This window comes from Pseudomonas sp. FYR_7 (assembly GCF_043106155.1).
Taxonomy (GTDB): domain Bacteria; phylum Pseudomonadota; class Gammaproteobacteria; order Pseudomonadales; family Pseudomonadaceae; genus Aquipseudomonas; species Aquipseudomonas parafulva_B.
On record NZ_JBICMI010000023.1, the window covers coordinates 182,072 to 204,459 of the forward strand.

The 22,388-nt window shown below is 62.9% G+C and carries 16 protein-coding genes; 12 read left to right on the top strand and 4 right to left on the bottom strand.

The window, feature by feature from the left end:
* Window positions 1-16: 16 nt before the first annotated feature.
* Window positions 17-1,912: a quinoprotein ethanol dehydrogenase gene (gene exaA, locus ACF8R3_RS06900; protein ID WP_392515315.1), complete on the bottom strand. Its 1,896-nt coding sequence runs from the start codon at window positions 1,910-1,912 to the stop codon at window positions 17-19.
* A 251-nt stretch (window positions 1,913-2,163) separates the two neighbouring features.
* Between exaA and pedF the strand changes: the two genes are divergently transcribed.
* The 11 genes from pedF to ACF8R3_RS06955 all read left to right on the top strand — a co-directional run bounded on the left by pedF (window position 2,164) and on the right by ACF8R3_RS06955 (window position 12,686).
* Window positions 2,164-2,625: a cytochrome c-550 PedF gene (gene pedF, locus ACF8R3_RS06905; protein WP_058605249.1), complete on the top strand. Its 462-nt coding sequence runs from the start codon at window positions 2,164-2,166 to the stop codon at window positions 2,623-2,625.
* Window positions 2,622-3,515 (top strand): ABC transporter substrate-binding protein, encoded by an 894-nt coding sequence (locus ACF8R3_RS06910; RefSeq protein WP_058637246.1) that lies wholly within the window; start codon window positions 2,622-2,624, stop codon window positions 3,513-3,515. The genes pedF and ACF8R3_RS06910 overlap by 4 nt, the downstream gene beginning before the upstream one ends.
* A 9-nt stretch (window positions 3,516-3,524) precedes the next feature.
* Window positions 3,525-4,289 (top strand): quinoprotein dehydrogenase-associated SoxYZ-like carrier, encoded by a 765-nt coding sequence (locus ACF8R3_RS06915; protein ID WP_392515317.1) that lies wholly within the window; start codon window positions 3,525-3,527, stop codon window positions 4,287-4,289.
* 40 nt (window positions 4,290-4,329) lie between these two features.
* Window positions 4,330-5,262: a quinoprotein relay system zinc metallohydrolase 1 gene (locus ACF8R3_RS06920; protein ID WP_392515318.1), complete on the top strand. Its 933-nt coding sequence runs from the start codon at window positions 4,330-4,332 to the stop codon at window positions 5,260-5,262.
* A gap of 141 nt (window positions 5,263-5,403) precedes the next feature.
* Window positions 5,404-7,194 carry a PQQ-dependent alcohol dehydrogenase PedH gene (pedH, locus tag ACF8R3_RS06925; RefSeq protein WP_078478714.1) on the top strand — a complete coding sequence of 597 codons (1,791 nt, stop codon included), beginning with the start codon at window positions 5,404-5,406 and terminating at the stop codon, window positions 7,192-7,194.
* A gap of 118 nt (window positions 7,195-7,312) precedes the next feature.
* Window positions 7,313-8,833 (top strand): aldehyde dehydrogenase family protein, encoded by a 1,521-nt coding sequence (locus ACF8R3_RS06930; RefSeq protein ID WP_196186172.1) that lies wholly within the window; start codon window positions 7,313-7,315, stop codon window positions 8,831-8,833.
* Between the two features lie 119 nt (window positions 8,834-8,952).
* Window positions 8,953-9,024: a pyrroloquinoline quinone precursor peptide PqqA gene (gene pqqA / locus ACF8R3_RS06935; protein WP_003253598.1), complete on the top strand. Its 72-nt coding sequence runs from the start codon at window positions 8,953-8,955 to the stop codon at window positions 9,022-9,024.
* Window positions 9,025-9,087: 63 nt separating this feature from the next.
* Entirely contained in the window at window positions 9,088-9,360 is a 273-nt protein-coding gene (pqqD, locus tag ACF8R3_RS06940; protein ID WP_100851339.1) for a pyrroloquinoline quinone biosynthesis peptide chaperone PqqD, read from the top strand.
* Between the two features lie 88 nt (window positions 9,361-9,448).
* Window positions 9,449-10,612, top strand: coding sequence for an alcohol dehydrogenase-like regulatory protein ErcA (ercA, locus tag ACF8R3_RS06945; RefSeq protein WP_325943759.1), 1,164 nt, complete (start codon window positions 9,449-9,451; stop codon window positions 10,610-10,612).
* The gene (locus ACF8R3_RS06950; RefSeq protein WP_392515320.1) at window positions 10,596-12,323 is read left to right on the top strand and encodes a NahK/ErcS family hybrid sensor histidine kinase/response regulator; all 1,728 of its coding nucleotides are present in this window, start codon (window positions 10,596-10,598) and stop codon (window positions 12,321-12,323) included. The genes ercA and ACF8R3_RS06950 overlap by 17 nt, the downstream gene beginning before the upstream one ends.
* Before the next feature lie 222 nt (window positions 12,324-12,545).
* Window positions 12,546-12,686 (top strand): hypothetical protein, encoded by a 141-nt coding sequence (locus ACF8R3_RS06955; protein ID WP_167340226.1) that lies wholly within the window; start codon window positions 12,546-12,548, stop codon window positions 12,684-12,686.
* Between the two features lie 39 nt (window positions 12,687-12,725).
* On the opposite strand, the gene ACF8R3_RS06960 is transcribed toward ACF8R3_RS06955, so the two are convergent.
* On the bottom strand, window positions 12,726-13,583 hold the full coding sequence (locus tag ACF8R3_RS06960; protein ID WP_078478710.1) for an SDR family oxidoreductase: 858 nt from the start codon (window positions 13,581-13,583) through the stop codon (window positions 12,726-12,728).
* 157 nt (window positions 13,584-13,740) lie between these two features.
* Complete coding sequence (gene nhaA, locus ACF8R3_RS06965) at window positions 13,741-15,075, bottom strand: Na+/H+ antiporter NhaA (protein WP_392515322.1); 1,335 nt, start codon at window positions 15,073-15,075, stop codon at window positions 13,741-13,743.
* Between the two features lie 223 nt (window positions 15,076-15,298).
* Here nhaA and ACF8R3_RS06970 point away from each other — a divergent pair, with 223 nt between their 5' ends.
* A complete protein-coding gene (locus tag ACF8R3_RS06970) occupies window positions 15,299-19,633 on the top strand; it encodes an NEL-type E3 ubiquitin ligase domain-containing protein (RefSeq protein WP_392515324.1) in 4,335 nt (1,444 codons plus the stop codon).
* A gap of 51 nt (window positions 19,634-19,684) precedes the next feature.
* Here the strand turns inward: ACF8R3_RS06970 and ACF8R3_RS06975 are convergent, their stop codons facing one another.
* The gene (locus ACF8R3_RS06975) at window positions 19,685-22,003 is read right to left on the bottom strand and encodes a TonB-dependent siderophore receptor (RefSeq protein WP_228385142.1); all 2,319 of its coding nucleotides are present in this window, start codon (window positions 22,001-22,003) and stop codon (window positions 19,685-19,687) included.
* Window positions 22,004-22,388: the final 385 nt, after the last annotated feature.

Here is a 22,388-nt window from a genome sequence, read left to right on the forward strand (position 1 = left end):
CGCACCCCGCTGTCGGTCAACGTTGAGCGGTCGGGTTGTCCCAGCTCGGTATCTTGAACACCCAGAACGAACCGCCTTGGGCAACTGGCTTGGTCAGTTCGGCCATGTCGCCACCCCACAGCGGTACCGCGCCGCCATAGCCGACGGTGACGCCGATGTACTGCTCTCCGTCCTGCTCCCAGGTAATGGGCGGGGAAACGATGCCGCTGCCGGTCTGGAATTTCCACAGCTCCTTGCCGGTCTTGGCGTCGAACGCCTTGAAGAAACCGTCACCGGTGCCGGTGAACACCAGGTTGCCCTTGGTCGCCAGCACCCCGGCCCACAGCGGCAGGTGCTCCTTGTGTTCCCACACCAGCTTGCCGGTGGTCGGGTCCATGGCACGCAGGGTGCCTACGTGGTCGTCGTACATGCGCTTGATGCGAAAGCCCATGCCCAGGTAAGCGGAGCCTTTCTTGTAGTTCACCTCCTCGGTCCAGTACTCCTCTTTCCACTGGTTGCCCGGGATGTAGAAAAGCCCGGTGTCCTGGCTATAGGCCATGGGGTTCCAGTTCTTGCCGCCCAGGAAGGGTGGCGACACTTCCACCGGCTTGCCCTTGGTTTCACCCGGCAGCGGCTTGGCGGGCCGTTGCCCTGGATTTTCCACGGGGCGGCCGGTCTTGAGGTCGATGTGGCTGGCCCAGGTGATGTTGTCGACGAAGGGGAAGGCGTTCTGCAGCTTGCCGTCGTTACGATCGACCACGTAGAAGAAGCCGTTGCGGTCGGCATGCCCCGTGGCCTTGATCACCTTGCCGTGTTTGTCCTTGTAGTCGAACAGCACCAGCTCGTTGTTGCCAGAGAAGTCCCAGGCGTCGTTGGGGGTGTGCTGGTAGAACCATTTGACCTCGCCGGTGCTGGGGTCCACGCCCACCTGGCCGGAGGTATAGAGGCTGTCGTAATCGTGCGGGTTGCCGTCCTTGGCGGTGCGTGCCCAGGTGTTCCAGGGGCCGGGGTTGCCGGCACCGACGATGATGGTGTTGGTCTCGGCATCGAAGCTTGCGCTCTGCCAGGGTGCGCCGCCGCCATGGCTCCAGGCCTCCACCTTGCCGGTTTCGGTGGTCGGGTCATCTGGCCAGGACGGCGCCTTGACGTTGCCGGTGGGGGTGCTGTCCTTGCCATTGAGGCGGCCCATGTGGCCCTCCACGAAGGGGCGCATCCACACTTCCTCGCCGGTTTCCGGGTCACGGGCGAACAGCTGGCCCACCACACCGAATTCATCGCCCGAGCTGCCGTGGATCAGCAGCACCTTGCCGCTGGTCTTGTCTTTGACCAGCACGGGCGCCCCGGTCATGGTGTAGCCGGCGCTGTGGTCGCCGAACTTCTTGTTCCACACCACCTTGCCTGTGTTCTTGTTCAGCGCGATGACCCGAGCGTCCAGGGTGCCGAAATAGACCTTGTCGCCGTAGATGGCAGCGCCACGGTTGACCACGTCGCAGCACGGGCGAATGTTGTCCGGCAGGCGGTGGTTGTAGGTCCACAGGCGTTTGCCGGTCTTGGCATCGAGGGCGAATACCCGCGAGTAGGAGCCGGTAACGTACACCACGCCGTCGCTGACGATGGCCTGGGACTCCTGGCCACGCTGCTTTTCGTCACCAAAGGAGTAGGACCAGGCCGGGGTCAGCTTGAACACGTTCTTGTCGTTGACCTGGGCCAGCGGGCTCCAGCGCTGGGCGTTATTGCCCATGCCGTATTGCAGCACATCCCCGGGCGTGAGGTGGTCGTTGGCGATGTCTTCCCAGGTCACGTTCTTGCTGGCAGGTGCCGGGCTTGTGGTGGCCGCCGTGGCCACTGTCCCGGTGGCCAGGCTTGCGGCCAGCAGCAGGGCCCTCACGCTCAGGGCCAGGGGAGACGGGGCGGGTAGCGATCTTGTTGTCATGGTTGCGATTCCCTGTGGAGTTTGGCCCGCACAGCGTGGTCCGCCTGGGCGCTGCGCAACAGGGAGAAAATCCCGCCGTGGCCGGGAAAACTTCCCAGCGCCAACCTCTTTTCGCACTTCGTCGCAAGCCCTACTACCAAGGAACGAACACCCGACCACCAAAGCAGCATACGGCGTCGGCGCTGCGGTTTCTAAGATGGCGGCACGGCCTCTGTGGTTGAGGCCTTGCGTGCAACCGTGAGGGGATAACAATGACAATCAAACGCAACGTCGTGCTTGCTGCAGGCCTGTTGGCCGGTGCCGTGTTGACCGGGTCGGCCTGGGCCCACGGCAACGTGGTGCCTCAGGCGGTGGAAACCCAGGGGCTGACCCCGATCAAGGATGCCGGCGTGAGCCTGGATGCCGATGGCTGGGCGGCGGTCAACCCTTACCGGGAGTCTCCCGAGCACGACAAGGCGGTTGAAATCGGCGCGTCGGCGTACAACCAGAACTGCGCAGCGTGCCATGGTCTGGAAGCCAAGTCCGGCGGCATCGCACCTGACCTGCGCATGCTCGACGTCGGCGAAGCGGGCGATGAGTGGTTTGTCGAACGTGTGCGTCACGGTGCCGTGCGCGATGGCCGCGTGTACATGCCCAAGATGGCGGACTACCTGAGCCAGGAAGCGCTATGGGCGGTGCGCACCTACCTGGACAGCGTACACGTGGACGAATGAACGTCGTGCGCCACTGGGCAGCCAGGCTTTGCGCCATCGCCGGCCTGCTGCTGTGGGGGGCGGCGGTGCAGGGGCAGGTGCGCAATTACGATTCGATCATCGCCGCAGGCGAGCTCAAGGTCGCGGTCTACAAGGACTTTGCCCCCTACAGTTTCCAGGACCATGGCCAGGCCCGCGGGGTGGACGTGGAGCTGGCGCAGGCACTGGCCGACGCGATGGGCGTGCGGCTCCAGCTGATCTGGGCGCCGCCTGGCGAGAAGCTCGACGACGACCTGCGCGATTACATCTGGCGAGCGAGTCCGCTGCGTCACCAGCAGTTGGCCGATGTGATGATGCGCGTGCCTTACGACCAGGCGTATACCCAGAAGCGCAACGAACTGGGCGAGCTGGAAAATGGCCAGGTGGTGATGTTCGGCCCTTACCAGCAGGAGCGCTGGCAGGTGGCGTTCGATCGCAGGCGCCTGCCGTCGGTTGGCAGTATCGCGGCACTCAAGGGCCACCCGGTCGGAGTCGAGGTAGACAGCGTACCTTCGTTCTACCTGACATCGGTGTTCGACGGGCTACTGCGTGCCAGCGCACGCCACTACCCCAGCGTGCAGCGGGCGTTTGCGGCCCTGGGCCAAGGCGAGGTGGATGCGGTGATGGCCATGCGCGGTGAAGTGGACTGGCAACTGCACCAGGCCCGCAACCCGCATCTGCAGGTGGCCGAAAACGCCTACCCCAGCCTGGGCAAGCAGGTGTGGGAAATCGGAATGGCGGTGCATGAAAGCAACCGGCAGCTGGCCTACGCCCTGGAAGAAACCCTCGAAGCGATGATCCGCGAGGGTCGCATGCAGGCGCTCTACGCGCACTACGGGCTGCGCTATGAGGTCCCGGAGATGTACCAATAGGAGCGAGCGATGAACTGGCGAGCGGGGTTGGGGCTGGTGTGCATCCTGGGCTGGTCGGCGTATGGGCAGGGCGATGCGCCTGCCAGCAATGCCGACCCTGTCCCTTCGGTGATGTGGGCGTTCTACCACAAGCAGATCCTGAACCAGGCGCCGTTCGTCTTCGATGATCGGGTCAAGCTGCTGGCGCCGCCTTTTGCCGAGGATGCCCGCCAGGTCCCGCTGGAGATCGATGCCAGGGCCTTGCCTGATGTGGTGCGGATTCTGGCCTGGGCCGAGCTCAATCCATTGCCGCGCATCGTCGACTTCGAACCAGGGGAACAGGTCATGCCTTGGCTGTCGGTGCGCATCCGGGTCGAGCAGGCCACGCCGTTACGGGCAGCTGCGCTTACCCGCGACGGCATCTGGCATGTGGGGTCGGCCCTGGTCGACGCAGCCGGTGGGGGTTGCACCGCACCCAGCGTGGTGCGCACCCAGCCAGGGTGGGAGGAGCATCTGGGTGAAGTGCTCGGCGGGCGCTATCGGCGCCAGGAAGGCAGCCGCTTGCGCCTGCAGATCGCTCACCCCATGGACAATGGCCTGGTCAGCGGGATTCCGGAATTCTTCATAAACCAAGCTGAGCTGCTGGATGAACATGGGCAGCGGTTGGCGGCTTTGGTGCTTTATCCGGCGGTGAGTGAAAACCCAAGCCTTGGGTTCGATGTGCGCGCACCAGGGCCTACCCGCCTGGTGCTGCAGGATAACAGCGGCAATCGGTTCGAAGCCGCCGTGCCCTGAACGTGACTGGCTTGTTTTCATGCTCAACAGGAGGCACCTGATGCGATGGATGATGCTCTTGCTGCTGGGCGTGTGCCTGCCGGCGCTGGCCGACTTCGACTACCGGCTGGCGCCGCGCCAGATCGCCCAGGGCACCTGGGTGCTTGAAGGTAGCACCGAGAATTTCGCCAAGGCCAACGGCGGCAATGTCGTGAACACGGCGTTCATCGTGACCGACACTGGCGTGGTAGTGATCGACAGCGGGCCATCCAAGCGCTATGGGGAGGCCTTGCGCCAGGCCATCGCCGGGGTTACGGACAAGCCTGTCATCGAAGTCCTGTTGACCCACCACCACCCTGATCATGTGTTGGGTAACCAGGCATTCGCCGATGTGCCGATCGCTGCGCTGGCCGGTACGACCGAGCTGTTGCGCCAGCAGGGCGATGCGATGGCCGAGAACATGTACCGTTTGGTCGGCGACTGGATGCGTGGCACCGAAGTGCTCTTGCCGACCGAGGTGGTCCAACCCGGCGTGCGTGAAGTGGGCGGGCATCGATTGCGCCTGTTGGGGTTGGCAGGGCATACCGGCGCTGACCTGGCCATTTACGATGAGACGACCGGCGTGCTGTTCGCTGGCGACCTGGTGTTCTACGAGCGCGCCCTGACCACGCCCAACAGCCCGGGGCTGGACGTGTGGCAGCGTGACCTGGACACGTTGCAGGCCTTGCCCTGGAAGCAACTGGTACCGGGCCATGGCCCTGTCGCAAGCGATACCAGGCCCTTTGTCCAGATGCACGATTACCTGGGCTGGCTGGACGGCCTGATGCGCGAGGGCGCCGAGCGGGGCGCCGACATGGTCGAGCTGATCCGCAGCCCTGTGCCTGAGCGGTTTGCCGCGATCAGCCTGACGCGCTATGAGCTGATTCGAAGTGTCAGCCACCTGTACCCGCGCTATGAAAAGCAGGTAATGCAACGGGTGGATCTCAGGCCCTGATAACGGCCAGGCCTAGTGCTCTTGTACCAAGGAACTAGGGTTTTGCGTATTGCGGTCAATTGCTGGCAGCCAGGGCGGGAACAAGAATTCCCGCCACACCGGGAAAATTTCCCGGCATAACAAAAAGCCAAAGGTACTGCCATGACCCGTACTCCATGCCGTCCCGTGTTTGCCTTGAGCCTTGTGTTCAGCGCCTTGCTGCTCGCCGGCGCAGCCCATGCCGGCGTCACCGATGCCGAAATCCTGCAAGACCCCAAGAACCCCCAGCAGATCGTGACCAACGGGCTGGGCGTGCAGGGCCAGCGCTACAGCCCGTTGGACATGCTTAACACCGGCAACGTCAAGGAGTTGCGGCCGGTTTGGGCATTCTCCTTCGGTGGGGAGAAGCAACGCGGCCAGCAGGCGCAGCCGTTGATCAAGGATGGGGTCATGTACCTCACAGGCTCCTACTCACGGGTATTTGCCGTGGACGCACGCACCGGCAAGAAACTGTGGCAATACGACGCCCGCCTGCCCGACGATATCCGCCCTTGCTGCGATGTCATCAACCGGGGTGTTGCGCTGTACGGCAACCTGGTCTTCTTCGGCACCCTGGATGCCAAGCTGGTGGCCCTGAACAAGGACACTGGCAAGGTGGTGTGGAGCAAGAAGGTGGCTGACCACAAGGAAGGCTACTCCATCAGCGCTGCACCCATGATCGTCAACGGCAAGCTCATTACCGGCGTTGCCGGGGGCGAGTTCGGGGTGGTGGGCAAGATCCAGGCCTACAACCCGCAGAACGGCGAGTTGCTCTGGATGCGGCCCACCGTCGAGGGCCACATGGGCTATGTCTACAAGGACGGCAAGGCCATCGAGAACGGCATCTCGGGCGGTGAAGCCGGCAAGACCTGGCCGGGCGACCTGTGGAAGACCGGCGGTGCTGCTCCCTGGCTGGGCGGCTACTACGACCCGGAAACCAACCTGATTCTGTTCGGCACCGGTAACCCCGCCCCCTGGAACTCGCACCTGCGTCCCGGCGACAACCTGTATTCGTCCTCGCGCCTGGCACTGAACCCGGACGATGGCACGATCAAGTGGCACTTCCAGAGCACGCCCCACGACGGCTGGGACTTCGACGGCGTCAACGAGCTGATATCGTTCAACTACAAGGATGGGGGCAAGGAGGTGAAGGCCGCCGCCACGGCTGACCGCAACGGCTTTTTCTACGTGCTCGACCGCACCAACGGCAAGTTCATCCGCGGCTTCCCCTTCGTCGACAAGATCACCTGGGCCACGGGCCTGGACAAGGACGGCCGCCCGCTCTACAACGACGCCAGTCGCCCGGGTGCGCCGGGCAGCGAAGCCAAGGGCAGCTCGGTCTTCGTCGCGCCAGCATTCCTGGGCGCCAAGAATTGGATGCCCATGGCCTACAACCGTGACACCGGGCTGTTCTACGTGCCTTCGAACGAATGGGGCATGGACATCTGGAACGAGGGCATCGCCTACAAGAAAGGCGCAGCGTTCCTGGGCGCAGGCTTCACCATCAAGCCGCTCAACGAGGACTACATCGGCGTGCTGCGTGCCATCGATCCGGTCAGCGGCAAGGAAGTCTGGCGCCACAAGAACTACGCCCCGTTGTGGGGTGGGGTGTTGACCACCAAGGGCAACCTGGTCTTCACCGGCACCCCTGAGGGGTTCCTCCAGGCTTTCGATGCCAAGACCGGCGAAAAGGTGTGGGAGTTCCAGACCGGCTCCGGTGTGCTCGGCTCACCCGTGACCTGGGAAATGGACGGCGAGCAGTACGTCTCGGTGGTCTCCGGCTGGGGGGGCGCAGTGCCGCTGTGGGGCGGGGAGGTGGCCAAGCGGGTCAAGGACTTCAACCAGGGCGGCATGCTCTGGACCTTCAAGCTGCCCAAGCACCTGCAAGGCACCAGCGCGACTGCGCAGCGCTGAACCCTACTACCAAATGACGAGCGCCCCGCTGCCAACGATGCATTCGCCTGGCAGGCGGGGCTTTTTACCATCGTCGTATCGCCTGTCGCAGGCAGGCATCGACCCGCAGAGGCTCAGCATGATCTACGCACAACCCGGAACCCCAGGCGCCGTCGTGTCTTTCAAGCCACGCTATGGCAACTTCATCAACGGCCAGTTCGTACCGCCAGTGGCGGGGCAGTATTTCACCAACAGCTCGCCGGTCAACGGCCAGCCGATCGCCGAGTTTCCTCGGTCCACGGCCCAAGACGTGGACAAGGCCCTGGACGCCGCCCACGCCGCCGCCGATGCCTGGGGCAGGACGTCGGTGCAGGACCGCGCGCTGATGCTGCTGCGCATCGCCGATCGCATCGAGCAGAACCTGGAGGTACTGGCGGTCACCGAAACCTGGGACAACGGCAAGGCCGTGCGTGAAACGCTCAATGCCGACGTGCCGCTGGCAGCGGATCATTTCCGCTATTTCGCCGGCTGCATCCGGGCTCAGGAGGGCGGCGCCGCCGAGATCAACGAGGGCACCGTCGCCTACCACTTCCATGAACCGCTGGGTGTAGTGGGGCAGATCATCCCCTGGAACTTCCCCTTGCTGATGGCCGCCTGGAAGCTGGCCCCGGCACTGGCCGCCGGCAACTGCGTGGTGCTCAAGCCCGCCGAGCAGACGCCGCTGTCGATTACCGTCTTCGCTGAGCTCATCGCCGACCTGCTGCCAGCTGGCGTGCTCAACATCGTCCAGGGGTTTGGCCGTGAAGCCGGGGAGGCCCTGGCCACCAGCAAGCGCATCGCCAAAATCGCTTTCACAGGCTCTACGCCGGTGGGCTCGCACATCATGAAGTGCGCCGCGGACAACATCATTCCCTCGACGGTAGAGCTGGGCGGCAAATCGCCGAACGTATTCTTCGAGGACATCATGCAGGCCGAACCGGCCTTCATCGAGAAGGCGGCCGAAGGGTTGGTGCTGGCCTTCTTCAACCAGGGCGAGGTGTGCACCTGTCCGTCGCGGGCGCTGATTCAGGAATCGATCTACGAGCCGTTCATGGCTGAGGTGATGAAGAAGATCGCCAAGATCAGCCGTGGCAACCCGCTCGATACCTCGACCATGGTCGGTGCGCAAGCCTCCGAACAGCAGTACGACAAGATCCTGTCCTACCTGCAGATTGCCCAGGACGAAGGCGCTCAGTTGCTGACCGGCGGCGCTGCCGAGCGCCTGCAGGGCGACTTGGCCAGCGGCTATTACATCCAGCCCACGCTGCTCAAGGGCGACAACAAGATGCGCGTGTTCCAGGAGGAGATCTTCGGGCCTGTGGTGGGCGTGACCACCTTCAGAGACGAAGCCGAGGCGCTGGCCATCGCCAACGACAGTGAATTCGGGCTGGGTGCCGGCGTGTGGACCCGCGATATCAACCGTGCCTACCGCATGGGCCGCGGGATCAAGGCCGGGCGTGTCTGGACCAACTGCTACCACTTGTACCCGGCGCACGCCGCATTCGGGGGCTACAAGAAGTCGGGCGTGGGCCGTGAAACCCACAAGATGATGCTCGACCACTACCAGCAGACCAAGAACCTGCTGGTCAGCTATGACATCAATCCACTGGGCTTCTTCTAAGGCCCAGACACCCTCGTCCATGGGCGCCGTGAGTTCGTTCCAAAGTAGCATTTGGCCCTGCGGCTGCCCGTGCATTAATGGCTGTACCGGAATCGTCCGGCACAAGAAGAGGACACGCCATGTGGACCAAACCCGCCTTCACCGACTTGCGCATTGGCTTTGAAGTGACGATGTACTTCGCTAACCGTTGATCCGCCCTCCGGCCACCCACGCGGTGGCCGGTGTCTTTCTACCCGCCAGGAACAATCTGGGCCGTGGAGCCGATCACCCGTCATCAGGCCTTGCAAGTGCACCGTCGGGCCCGCTTGCGCTGGGAACCGAGCACAGGCATGCATGTGCTGCAGTGCCCGGGCGTGGTCATCGAACTGAACGGCAGTGCTGGCTGGGTGCTGGAACTGCTGGACGGTCAGCTCAGCGTGGCGGGTGTCATCGAGTGCTTGCGTCAGCGCTTTGCCGATGTGCAAGGTCTTGAGGAGGACGTGCTGGGCTTTCTCGAGCTCGCCAGGGCCAGGGCCTGGGTCGAGTGAACACGATGCCACCTAGGTCTGGTTGCTTTCGTCGATGGATGCATTACGCTGGCACTCACCTTCCAGAACAATAAGAACAGGCTTGCCCATGAGCCAGAGTTTCAGCCCGCTTCGCAAATTTGTTTCGCCTGAAATCATCTTCGGTGCCGGCTGCCGGCATAACGTGGCCAATTATGCCAAGACCTTCGGGGCCCGCAAGGTGCTGGTGGTCAGCGACCCTGGGGTGATCGCTGCCGGGTGGGTGGCCGACGTCGAGGCCAGCCTGCAAGCCCAAGGCATCGACTATTGCCTCTACAGCGCGGTGTCGCCCAACCCCCGGGTCGAGGAGGTGATGCTCGGCGCCGAGATCTACCGGCAAAACCATTGCGATGTCATCGTCGCAGTCGGCGGGGGCAGCCCGATGGACTGCGGCAAGGCCATCGGCATCGTGGTGGCGCACGGGCGCAGCATCCTCGAGTTCGAGGGCGTGGACATGATCCGCGTGCCCAGCCCCCCGCTGATCCTGATCCCGACCACGGCCGGTACCTCGGCGGATGTGTCGCAGTTCGTGATCATCTCCAACCAGCAAGAACGCATGAAGTTCTCCATCGTCAGCAAGGCGGTGGTACCCGACGTGTCGTTGATCGATCCACAGACCACCCTGAGCATGGACCCGTTCTTGTCGGCCTGTACCGGGATCGATGCCCTGGTGCACGCCATCGAGGCGTTCGTCTCCACTGGCCACGGCCCCCTGACCGACCCGCATGCCCTTGAGGCCATGCGCCTGATCAACGGCAACCTGGTGCAGATGATCGACAATCCGACCGACATCAGCCTGCGCGAAAAAGTCATGCTGGGCAGCATGCAGGCGGGGCTTGCCTTTTCCAATGCCATCCTCGGCGCCGTGCACGCGATGTCGCACAGCCTCGGCGGCTTCCTGGATCTGCCCCACGGCTTGTGCAACGCCGTGCTGGTCGAGCATGTGGTGGCTTTCAACTACAGTTCGGCGCCCGAGCGCTTCAAGGTGATTGCCGAAGTGATGGGCATCGATTGCCGGGGCCTGAACCACCGGCAGATTTGCGCGCGCCTGGTCGAGCACCTGATCGCCCTGAAATACGCCATGGGTTTTCATGAAACCCTTGGGCTGCACGGTGTGCGCACCAGCGATATTCCATTCCTGTCGCAGCACGCGATGGACGATCCGTGCATCCTGACCAACCCACGCGCCTCCAGCCAGCGCGACGTCGAGGTTGTTTATGGCGAAGCCCTCTGAAGCGCAGCAGCGAGCCCTGGCCGGGCTGCTGGGACTGGGCGACCAGTCCGCGCGCAAGAGTCATTACCCGGAACTGGCTGCGCGGCTGGAAGAACTGGAAGCTGAGCGCAACCGCTACAAGTGGTTGTTCGAAAATGCCGTTCACGGGATCTTCCAGGCCAGCCTGCAGGACGGCATGCGCGCCGCCAACCCGGCCCTGGCGCGGATGCTGGGCTATGACGATCCCCAGGCCGTACTGTTTTCGTTGACCGACCTTGCCGCCAACCTTTTCGTCGGGGGCGCTCAGGAACTGCACACCATCACCACGACCTTGGCCCGCGAGCATAGCCTGCACGGTTACGAAACCCGCCTGCGCCGCCGCGATGGCCGCCACATCGACGTGCTCATGAACCTGCTGCGCAAACCTGGGCATGAAGGCTTGGTGGAGGGGTTCGTGGCCGATATCACCGAGCGCAAGCTGGCGCAGCAGCACTTGCAGCAACTCAACGATGAGCTTGAGCAGCGGGTGGCCGACCGCACCGATCAACTGCTCGAAGCCAACCGCAACCTGCATCAGCAGATCACCGAGCGCAAGCAGATTGTCCGGGCCCTGCGCGAGGCCCGGGACGCCGCACAGCTGGCCAACCGCAGCAAGGACAAATACCTGGCGGCGGCCAGCCATGACCTGCTGCAACCGCTCAATGCCGCCCGCTTGCTGATTTCGACCCTGCGCGAGCGGCCGCTGGCGCAGGCCGAACAACTGCTGGTTGAACGCACTCATCAGGCCTTGGAAGGGGCCGAAGACCTGCTGACCGACCTGCTGGACATCTCGCGACTTGATCAGGCCGCCGTGAAGCCGGACATCGGCGTGTACCACCTGAGCACCGTGTTCGCGCCACTGGTGTCCGAGTTCGAATCGGTGGCCGAAGCCGCAGGCCTCAAGCTCAGGTCACGTATTCCCGACGTTGCCATGGGCACCGATGTGCGGCTGATGACCCGCATCCTGCGTAACTTTCTGAGCAATGCCTGCCGCTACACGTCAAAGGGCGGCGTGCTGTTGGCGGCGCGGCGGCGTGGCCCTAACCTCGAACTGCAGGTGTGGGATACCGGGCGCGGTATCCCGGACGATCGCCTGGAGTCGATCTTCCTCGAGTTCAACCAGTTGGATGTGGGCCGGGCAGCCGAGCGCAAGGGGGTTGGGCTGGGCCTGGCGATCGTCGAGCGCATCGCCAAGATACTCGAGCATCCGGTACGGGTGCGCTCACGACCAGGGCGAGGGTCGGTGTTCACGATTCAGGTACCGATGGCAAGCTGTCTGCCAGCGGCCACGGCAGTGGCGCTACCGCAGCCGAGCATGGGCGATCCCCTGCCGGGGCGGCGGCTACTGGTGCTGGACAACGAGTCGAGTATCTTGCACAGCATGGGCGCCCTGTTGGGGCAGTGGGGCTGCAAGGTCGTCATGGCCATCGATCAGCATGCAGCCTTGGACGCGCTGCAAGGGCAGCCGCCGGAATTGATCCTGGCAGATTACCACTTGGACCACGGCATTCTGGGGTGCGACGTGGTGGAGCGGTTGCGTGAGCAGTTCGGGTGCACGATCCCCGCCGTCATCATCACCGCAGACCGCAGCGACGAAGGCAGGCAGGCGTTGCAGGCGCTGGGCATGCCGGTGCTGAACAAACCGGTCAAACCCGGGAAACTGCGCGCGGTGCTGAGTCAACTGCTGACCTAACCGACAATCGGGCAGCGCATTTCACTGAATTTAAGCATTGGCACGGATATCTCATGAAAGTTGGCCATGTCCGGGTTGGGTAGGTCATGGGACCACGCTCTGGTGAACAAGAACAAGAAGGGGGCTTATATGAGCTGTCTGATATGCGCAGGACAAGCAGAGTCCATCGAATGTGCCGGCGGGTGGGAGCAGCGCCAGTGCGCCCAGTGTGGGTGTTACCGAATGTCCCAGGCATTGATTCTGACGATGATGGAAGAAGGCCAGATATTCGACACTGCTCGCATGCGTCAGTGGCTCATGGTGAGCAGGGACAGCATGCCAGTGCCTTCTATCGATCGCGCCCAGGCGATCCTGATGCCGTGAGGTGGCGCAGGGGCTCTGTCGTGCAGAGCCCCGCGTCAGTCAGAGAATGGGCTTGCCGCCTGTGACCGCATAGCGCGAGCCACTGATGTAGCTGGCTTCGTCCGAACCCAGCAGTACGTAGATCGGCGCCACTTCCACCGGTTGGCCAGGGCGGCCCATGGGGTAGCTGGAGCCGAAATTCTTGACGGCTTCGTCGGGCATGGTTGCGGGGATCAACGGCGTCCAGATCGGGCCTGGCGCAACGCTGTTGACGCGCACGCCCTTTTTGGCCAGCAGTTGCGCCAGCCCTGCAGAGAAGTTGGCAATGGCGCCTTTGGTCGCCGCGTAGGCCAGCAGCGATGAAGACGGATCATCGGAGTTGACCGAGCTGGTGTTGATGATCGAGCTGCCTTTGGGCATGGACGGCAGGGCGGCCTTGCAGATGCGGAAGATGGCCGTGATGTTGGTGTCGAAGGTCTTTACCCATTCCTCGTCCTCGATTTCCTCGAACGTTTCGTGGGCCATCTGGAAGGCGGCATTGTTCACCAGAATGTCGATGCGGCCGAACTCGGCCACGGTCTGCTCCACGATCGCGTGGCATTGCTGCTTCTGCGCCAGATCGCCTGGCAGCAGTAGGCACTTGCGCCCGGCTGCCTCCACCCAGCGCTTGGTCTCTTCGGCGTCTTCGTGTTCATCCAGGTAGGAGATGGCGACATCGGCGCCTTCACGGGCATAGGCGATGGCCACCGCGCGGCCGATGCCGCTGTCGCCGCCGGTGATCAGCGCCTTCTTGCCTTCGAGCCGGCCATGGCCGACGTAGGTCTGCTCGCCGCAGTCCGGTACCGGGTCCATTTTCGGCTGGGAGCCGGGTACGGTCTGGGGCTGAGAGGGGAAGGGTGGGGTAGGGTAGTCGCGCATGGTAGAAGCTCCTGCAGTTGAGAATGCTCGTACCTGTTCGAAAGGTCCCGTTGCCCTGGGTTGACTTGGATCGACGATTGGGACGACGAGCGGCCGTGGGCAACCCCTCAGCGTGTTTCCCCATGCGCTTGAGCATGGGGAAACAGCTTGGACACTATCAGTGTTTACCGCGCACGCGCCATGCGCCCCATGCCAGGCCCAGCGAGGCCGCAACCACCGAACCTGCCAGCACGCCCAACTTGGCCGCACCCAGCGCCGCAGGGCTGGCGAACGCCAGGTTGGCAATGAAGATGGACATGGTGAAGCCGATACCTGCCAGCAGCCCGATCAAGGTGATGCCGCTCCAGTTGACCCCTGGCGGCAACGAGCAGAGCCCCAAGCGCACCATCAGCCAGCTGATGCCGACGATGCCTACCGGTTTGCCGATGACCAACGCCGCCATCACCGACTCCATCACCCAGCGCGGTGTTTCGCTGTCCAGGTTGACGCCCGACAGGCTCACCCCGGCATTGGCCAAGGCGAACAGCGGCATGATGCCGAATGCAACCCAAGGGTGCAGCGCACTCTGCACACGCACCACCGGCGGCAGCACTTCACGTTGCGCCACCCGCAGGTGCTTGAGTGGCGTAAGCAATTGGCTGGCGTCCTGGGTCGCGGCTTTGGCCCGGCCGACCACTTCTTCGCTCAGGCGCGATACGGCCTCTACAGGACGTTCCCACATAGGGCGGCTGGTGACGGGGGTCATCAGCCCCAGGACGACGCCTGCCAGGGTAGGGTGGGCACCGGTCATCAGCACACCCACCCATGTGATCGCGCCTGGGATGACATAGGCAAAGGCCGAACCCACGCCGATGCGCTGCATGATCAGGACCAGCAGCAGGCCCGCTGCCGCGACGGCAAAGCCCAGGTAGTCCAGGCCACCGGAGTAGAACAAGGCGATGATCAGCACCGCGATGATGTCGTCGATGATCGCCAGTGCCAGCAGAAAGACGCGAATGTTCGACGGGATCGACTTGCCCAGCAGCGCCAAGACGCCGACCGCGAACGCGATATCGGTGGCTGTCGGCACCGCCCAGCCTTGCTGCTCGCTAGGCGCATGGCCGAAGCCCAGGTAGACCATGGCAGGCACGGCTACCCCACCCATGGCTGCCAGCATGGGCAAGGACGCCTGGCGCAGGCTGGAAAGGGCACCTTCATGGATCTCGCGGCGGATCTCCATCCCGACCACCAGGAAGAAGATCGTCATCAGGCCATCATTGATCCAGAAATGCAGGGACTGGGAATAGACCAGCGAGCCGATACCCAGCGTGATTGGTGTGTGCCAGAGGGCGTCGTAGCTGGCGGCGGCCGGGGAATTGGCCCAGATCAGGGCGGCGATGGCGGCGATCAGCAGTACCACACCACTGACGGCTTCGATGTGCAGGAAACGTTCGAGGCTGGCCAGCGCACGCTCGGCCAGTTGCTGTGCTTTGGGGACCTTGGTGTTTTGCATAGGCGCAATGACTCCCGCATGGCGGCCCGACCTGCGTAGCTTTTTTAACCTGCGTCACTGCCCCAAGCAGCTAGCACCCGGGCGCGATTGTAGCGCAAATGACCGTTTCAGGGGACGTGCAGTTGCGTGGAACACCGCTGCTGTTTCGATGGCTCTAGATAATTACCTCGGGGCTGGCTGCCGGAGCTGGCTCACTTTCGGTTTTACTACGTGCAGGTGCTACATGACCAACCAGCCCTTCCCCGATGACTCCGTTGATACATTCATCGCCAATCGATTACCGCCTTGGATGACGAGCGCTACGGTTGAGCAGATCAAGATCCTGCACCAGGCACTAAGCGCCCAGCAGCGCGCCCGCGAGCAGGTTCAAGCCGTATTCGCCGGCATAAAGCCGCTCGATACGTTCGCCAGCACGCTGCTGGAGGCCGCATTGGAGAAACTTCTGCATCGTCCGGTAGACGTTCGTACCGCCAAGCTGCGCCGCGCGGTGCATGTGCGTTACCCATCCGGTCTCGGCACCGTGCCTGATCACGTGGTCCCGACGACCTTGGTGCAACCGTTGCTAGTCTGTGCGTTGCATAATTTCGATAGACGTGAGACTGCTGAAGTAGCCTGGTTGCCGAAATCGGACCTGGTGGACGCCGATGGGAATATGATTGCCTTGCGTCCCCGTGCATTCGCGGGGGTCTGTCGATCCCTGGATCTGGGCGCTACTTATCAGCAACACCTCAAGCACGTGCTGTTCGCCGACGATAGCCGCCGACGTCACGTTAACGCCGTGCTCGAAGAAGGTTGGCGCACTAGCCTGCTGGCTGCAACTGAGTTGGCGCGTGTGCAAGGTGTCGTTGCCGGGCAACTCCTGGACTACCTGAGCGGCGCCGTTGAAGGGAAAGGCGAAAAGTCGCTGGGTACGTTCAGCGAGCTTCGGCTGCTGGGTCGGGTCATCACTGGCATCACGGTATTCGAGCCGCAGGCTGATCACGGCTCCTCCACGGCGCAGGGCCTGCTTCTGTGGGTACCGGACGATCCGCATGGTGCCATCGCTACCTTTGCTTCGTGGTCGGACCTGTTCCGCAGCTTGGGTATGCGTTTGCGTGAACCTGCCTACCGGCAGTTCTTCCAACGCTTTGTCAAAGAACGCGACCGACTGCACTTTGTAAAGGGTTTCAAGCACTTGCTGGCCAGCACGGCTGCCCAAGAGCCAATCGCACTGGACGGGCGACACCAAGCCATTCAGGGCGACTTGATCCGGTATCTGCGTGAAGTGCAAGTAGATACCGTACTTGATAATGCTCAGGTGCTGGCCGTGCCCAATGGCTCCGTAGATAGCAGTGCGCGCGACCGACGCACACATTTCCTCCACGGACTGGGCATTGACTTGCTGGGGCTGGCGAGTTTTTTCGTACCGGAACTCGGGCTGCCATTACTTGCGCTGGCAGCACGTCAGATCACCGATGAGGTAATCGAGGGTTATCATGATTGGACGCTGGGCGATCGGGAGGCAGCGCTCAGTCACCTGGTGTCTGTGGCGCAGAATGTGGTCATGATCGGGGTGAGCGCAGCGGCTGGGGCGGCCGGGAATGCAGTGGCGCGGGAGCGTGTGATAGATGAACTCGTCCCCGTACTGTCGCGCGCCGGCGAACACCGCTTGGCCCGCGTCGATCTGCCGGGTTATGCGGTACCGGACATGCACCTGGCACAGGGGCAGCGTGGCCTGTTGCATGACCGCCTCCATGTAGGTATCGACAGCAGTGCTTACCGACTCGAGGCAAGTGGTCAGCGACTCGCCATCGAGCATCCCGAGCGTGACCACGCACCCACTATCGGCCTGGAGGACAATGGTACAGGCGGTATGCGACATGCGCTTGAGCGCCCTCAGGAGTGGCATGAAGCGCATGTGCTAATGAGACGTCTAGGTTCGAATCTTGCTCTGGTCGGGCAATCGGCTGCGCGAGCAGTACTGCGTAGCGTAGGCATGAACGAAGCCTCCCTGCGACGCCTGCACCTGGAAAATGCACCCGCACCAGCGCGGTTGTGTGATGCCGTGCAGCGCTATGAGTTGCATGACGCGTTTGCGCGGCTACGTGGGCAAGCATTCGAAGCTCACTGGCAGGCTGTACAGACGGTCCCTGAGCGGGCAGCAGGCCCGCTGCACCGGGACTTTCCTACGCTTTCCACCCGGGCAGGCCGAGAGTTGCTCGCCACTGCCGGCGATGGTGAACGCAAACAACTGCTGGAACAGCACAAAGTCCCGCTTGCGCTGGCCGAGCGAGCCCGATGGGCTTTGCATGACGCTCGCCTGGACCGCGCGTGCGCCGGTTTCGAGCAGACGAACGCCGTTAACAGAGACACCGAGCAGTTGGCTTTGGGTTTACTGGACGCCAGCTGGCCTTGGGATTCGTCAATCAGGGTGGAAGTGCGCGAGACGAAGCCAGACGGCGACGTACGGGCCAGCGTGGGCGCTGCAGCGGCGTCTGAGACGCGTTTTCTTATCCTTACGAAACAGGGCTATCTGGCAGCCGATCACACAGGACGCGCTCTGCCCGGTGCCGTCGTTGATGACGGTTTTTTTCACGCACTTCTGCGCACCCTTGATCCATCACAACGCGCAGATATTGGGGCAGTCTCGGCCACGCCAGCCAAGCTTGCCAATGCGCTTGCAGACCATGCTTTTGCTGACCGAGTGCAGGCTGCGCAGCTCTTGGGCATGGCGCCGCCCGGTAAATCCAGGCCCCCGATGCGTCTTGGCGATGGTCGCATTGGCTATGCGCTCAGTGGTCGTCCGGAAGGGTCGCGGCGAGCCATGCTTCAAGGCTACCAGCAGATCTTTCCGACACTCAGCGAGATGGACATCGAAGTGTATCTTGAGCGGGTACGTTTGCAGGGTCAGCAACCATGGGATCACCTGCGTACCTTGCAGCAATGCCTTGTGGATCTGGGTGACAATCTGACTGCTTGGCGCCGGGAAGCGACTACGGCACCGCTGCCCGAGCGCCGTCGACAGATTGCCCGTCGCATCCGCCAGTGCTGGCGGCGCAAGCGACCTGACGTCGACGGCGAGTACCGCCTGGTCATCGACAGCGAACGCATTGACAGCCTGCCAGTGCTGCCTGCGCACGCTATATTCGATCACGTTACGCACTTGACGCTGCGCCGCGCCCATTTGTCGAACATCACCGAGGGGTTTCTCGAGCGATTCCCTAATGTGCGCACCCTGGATCTGAGCCACAACTTGCTGAGCAGTGTTCCAGAGGGCGTCCAGGCACTGACCCAGCTCACCGAGCTGCGCCTGACGCGCAACCAGATCGTTATCGACGACGCAGGCCTGGCAAGGCTCAGTGCATTGACCCGGTTGCGCACCCTTGACCTGTCGCACAACCCGATCGGCCAACTGCCACCTTTGGGACGGCTGCTGGATCTACAGCGGCTACACCTGCGTGACACGGGCCTGGCTGAGCTGCCGGTCGAGGTTTACATGCATCCTGCCTTGGAAGAAATCGATCTTCGCGATAACCGCATTGCGGACATGAGCCCAACCCTTGCTCACTCCCACCGGCGGCTGGCCGGGCTCAGCCTGCATGACAACCCTGTTCCCGAACCAACCCAGACCGAGCTGCGCGGCACCTTGGGCGATGCGGGTGCAACGGCCTTGCCCCTGCGCCGTCATGGCCCTGGCGGGCAGGAATCCCTCGAACGGTGGTTGGCTGACTCCAGCCCTGAGGAGCGTGTGCTCCGCTCCGAGCACTGGAAGGCGCTGGCCGACGAACCTGGCAGCGATGACCTGATGCGGTTCTTCAACGACCTCGGGCGCTCGAACGATTATCACTTTCAAGGCATTGATCTGCGCAGGCGCATCTGGGCGTTGATCGAGGTTTGCGTTGAAAACTCGCAAGTCCGTGAAGCTGTCTTCCAGCAGGCAGCAGGGCCGCGCACCTGTGCTGATCAGATGCTGCTGATGCTTAGCCTGTTCGAGGTACGTGCACTGGTCACGACTCGCACCGCAGGGCTTGCCGCCGCAGACACGGCGCCGGCGCTGGTGCGCATTGGTCGCGAGCTCTATCGCCTGGACGAGGTGGACCGCGTTGCAGCCCAGCACATTGCCAGGGAAAGGGCCACCAACCCCTACGGCCTGATCGATGAAGTGGAGATACACCTAGCGTACCGGGCCGGATTGGTCCGGCCGTTGGGGCTGCCGGCTCAGTCGCGCTACATGTATCACCGGGTATTTTCCGACGTCAACGATGTGCATCTGCGTGACGCCGCGCGCAGCATTCTGCTGGCAGAAAGCAATGCGCGGATTGCAGACTCGCTGCTGCAGCGCACGTTCTGGATCGATTTTCTGCGAACTTCGTATTCAGGCGAATACGAGACGCTGAACCAGCCCTATCACGTCCGGCTCGAGGGGCTTTTGCAGGGCCAGGAAGGTATGACCGAGCAGCAGATCCTCGAGGCCGTGGGTAACCTGGCCGATGAGCGCAGCGCGTCCGAGCGTCAGCTGACACTGTCGCTGACCTTGCGGCTGCTGTCGGAGCATCCCTGGGAGGGAGAGTTGGCATAACTACGCGGCCCGTCATTGACGGGCCCGCTCATCCGCCGACGGGTATGGGCCTCAGAAGTTGTAGCGCAGCGTCGTCATGACGTTGCGTGGGGCGCCGTAGATCCCGCCTGCCGTGGTCGTCAAGTAGTGTCTGTCGAACAGGTTGCTGACGTTCACGCTGGCTGATAGCTGCGGCGTCACCTGATAGCGCGTCATCAGGTTGACCAGCGCATAACTGCTCTGGGTGGTGGCGTAGCTCAGGGCATAGCCCGTTTCGCTTTGCCAGTTGATCCCGCCGCCGACAGTCCATTTGTCCAGCTCGCCCGGCAGGCGGTACGTGGTGAACAGCTTCACGCTATTGCGCGGAATCTCGGTTACGATGCGCTGGTCGTTGGTATCGAAGCTGACGTTGTAGGAATAGCCTGCCATGACCTGCCAGCCATCGGCCAGCTCACCATTGAGCTCAAGCTCTACACCTTCGCTGGTGGTGCCGCTCTCGGCGCGATACGCCTGAAACCCGTTGGGCTGCAGCAAGCGCCCATCGGCGATTGCCAGGTTGTCCTGCTCCACCCGGAACAGGGCCAGGCTTGCGGTCAGGCGTTTGTCGAGCAGATCGGCTTTCAACCCCACTTCGTAGCCTGTGCCTTCTTGCGGGTCGAGGGGCGAGCCCTTGACATCGCGAATCTGGTTACCTTGCGGGTTGAAGATTTGCGTGTAGCTGGCGTAGGCAGCCCAGGTATCGTTCAGGTCATAGACCAGCCCAGCATAGGGGATCACTACACCGTTTTCGGTTCGCTCGGTACGTTGACGCGAGCCGGTATAGAGCGCGCTCTTGTTCACCCTGTTCCAGTCGACCACGCGTGCCCCGAGGATCAGCCTGGCGGCATCGCTCAGGTGCAGCCGCGAGGTCAGGTAGCCTGCGTACTGGGTTTCGGTCATGTCGGTAGTGCCGATTTGGGTGAACACCGGCTTGGGGGACGATCCGTTCCAGTTGAAAATGTTGTCGATGGTGTCGTCGTAGCCCGTTCGAGCACTCTGCCAGCCGCCGAAGTTGGATGTGCCTCTTTCCTCGGTCCGTGACAGGGTCACGCCGCCGATCACTTCGTGCTCGCGCCCCAGGGCATCGAAGGTGCCGGTGAGGTAGGCGTCCAGGCTGTGCTGGGTGGGCGCGGCCTTCCAGCGGGTCGGGTTGATCGTAGCCCCGGCACCGGTTGCTGGGTCGATTTCGCCATCGACGTAGGCGATCACGGTGTCGTAGTCGTTGCGCGCATGGCTGTACTCCACCTTGCCGCTCCAGCCGTTGGCGAACTGATGTTCTAGCGAGGTGAAGAGGGTACTTTGCTGCCGGTCGTAATAGCTCCAGTCTGGCGCGGTATTGAACGAGCGGGAGAAATGCGTGCGCGCCCCGTCCGTGGTGAACAGCGGGAAGCCAGTGCGAATGGGGGCGGTACTGTGGGTGACCTGATGGCTGAGGCCCACCGTCAGCAGGGTCTCGTCGCCCAGGTCCAGTTCGGTGATGCCATACAGGGTCGAGAGCTGTTGGTCAAAGCGGTCGATCCAGGCGTGCTGGTCCTTGTGATCGGCCACCAGACGGCCACGCAGCCTGCCGCTTTCATCGAGCGCGCCGCTCACGTCAACGCCCAGGCCGTAGCGGTCCCAGCTTCCGGCCTCTGCGCTCAACTGCACTTGAGGATCAACGGTGGGGCGTTTGCGGATCAGGTTGATGGTGGCCGATGGGTTGCCCATGCCGCTGATCAAGCCTGTGGCGCCGCGCACGATTTCCACCCGGTCGTACATGGCTGTGTTCTGGGTGTAGTTGTCCATGTTCGCCGACGTGGGGACGCCGTCGATCTCGAAGTTGCGGATGGCAAAGCCCCGGGACAAGTACGCCGTGCTGTCGGCCCCCAGGCTTTCGCGAATGACGGTGATGCCGGTGGTAGCGTCCAGTGCGTCGGTGAGGGTATCGAGCTTCTGGTCGTCCAGGCGCTGGCGCGTCAGGACCGTGATCGATTGTGGGGTTTCCTTGAGTGACAGGTTCAGGCGCGTAGAGCTGCTGGACGATTCGGTGGTGTACGCGCCCGAACCTTCGGTGAGGGCACCGGGGGCCTTGCCGGAAATGCTCAGGGCGGTCAGTTCCATTGCCCCGCTGGTGCCCGGGGCAGGGGCAAGCACAAGGTAGCCACCGTTAGCGTCGCGACCAAGGCGCAGGCCAGTGCCTTGCAGCAGATGATCGAGCCCTTCCCATGCGCCATAGTTTCCTTGCAGGCCGCTTGAGCGAAGTTCGGCGAGGGCTGTACGGGCGAATGACACCGAAATGGCGGCGCGCTGGGCGTATTCCTCCAGTACGCTGCCGAGCGGGCCGGGGGCGATATCGAAGGAGATCGTCTGCACTTGATCAGCTGCCAGGGCGGGCTGGTGAGCAAGGGGCGAGAGAGCAATGCCTAGCAAGGTTAGGCGTAACATCTGGGCAAGGGGAATTGACGGGTTGCGAAGTGTCATGGCGTGTCCGTTCGTCCTAGGCGTGATCGCGGCTTATCCGCCGCTTTTTTACATGAACGAACGAGCACGACGATTCACCAGGGCTGGCAGAGGATGAGCCATGGCCAGGGCGATACTAAAATCGTCCCATACAACTAGCCGTTGCCGTTGCCGTTGCCGTTGCCGTTGCCGTTGCCGTTGCCGTTGCCGTTGCCGTTGCCGTTGCTGTCGCTGTTGCTGTTGCTGTTGCTGTTGCTGTTGCTGTTGCTGTTGCTGTTGCTGTTGCTTTGGCTTCTAA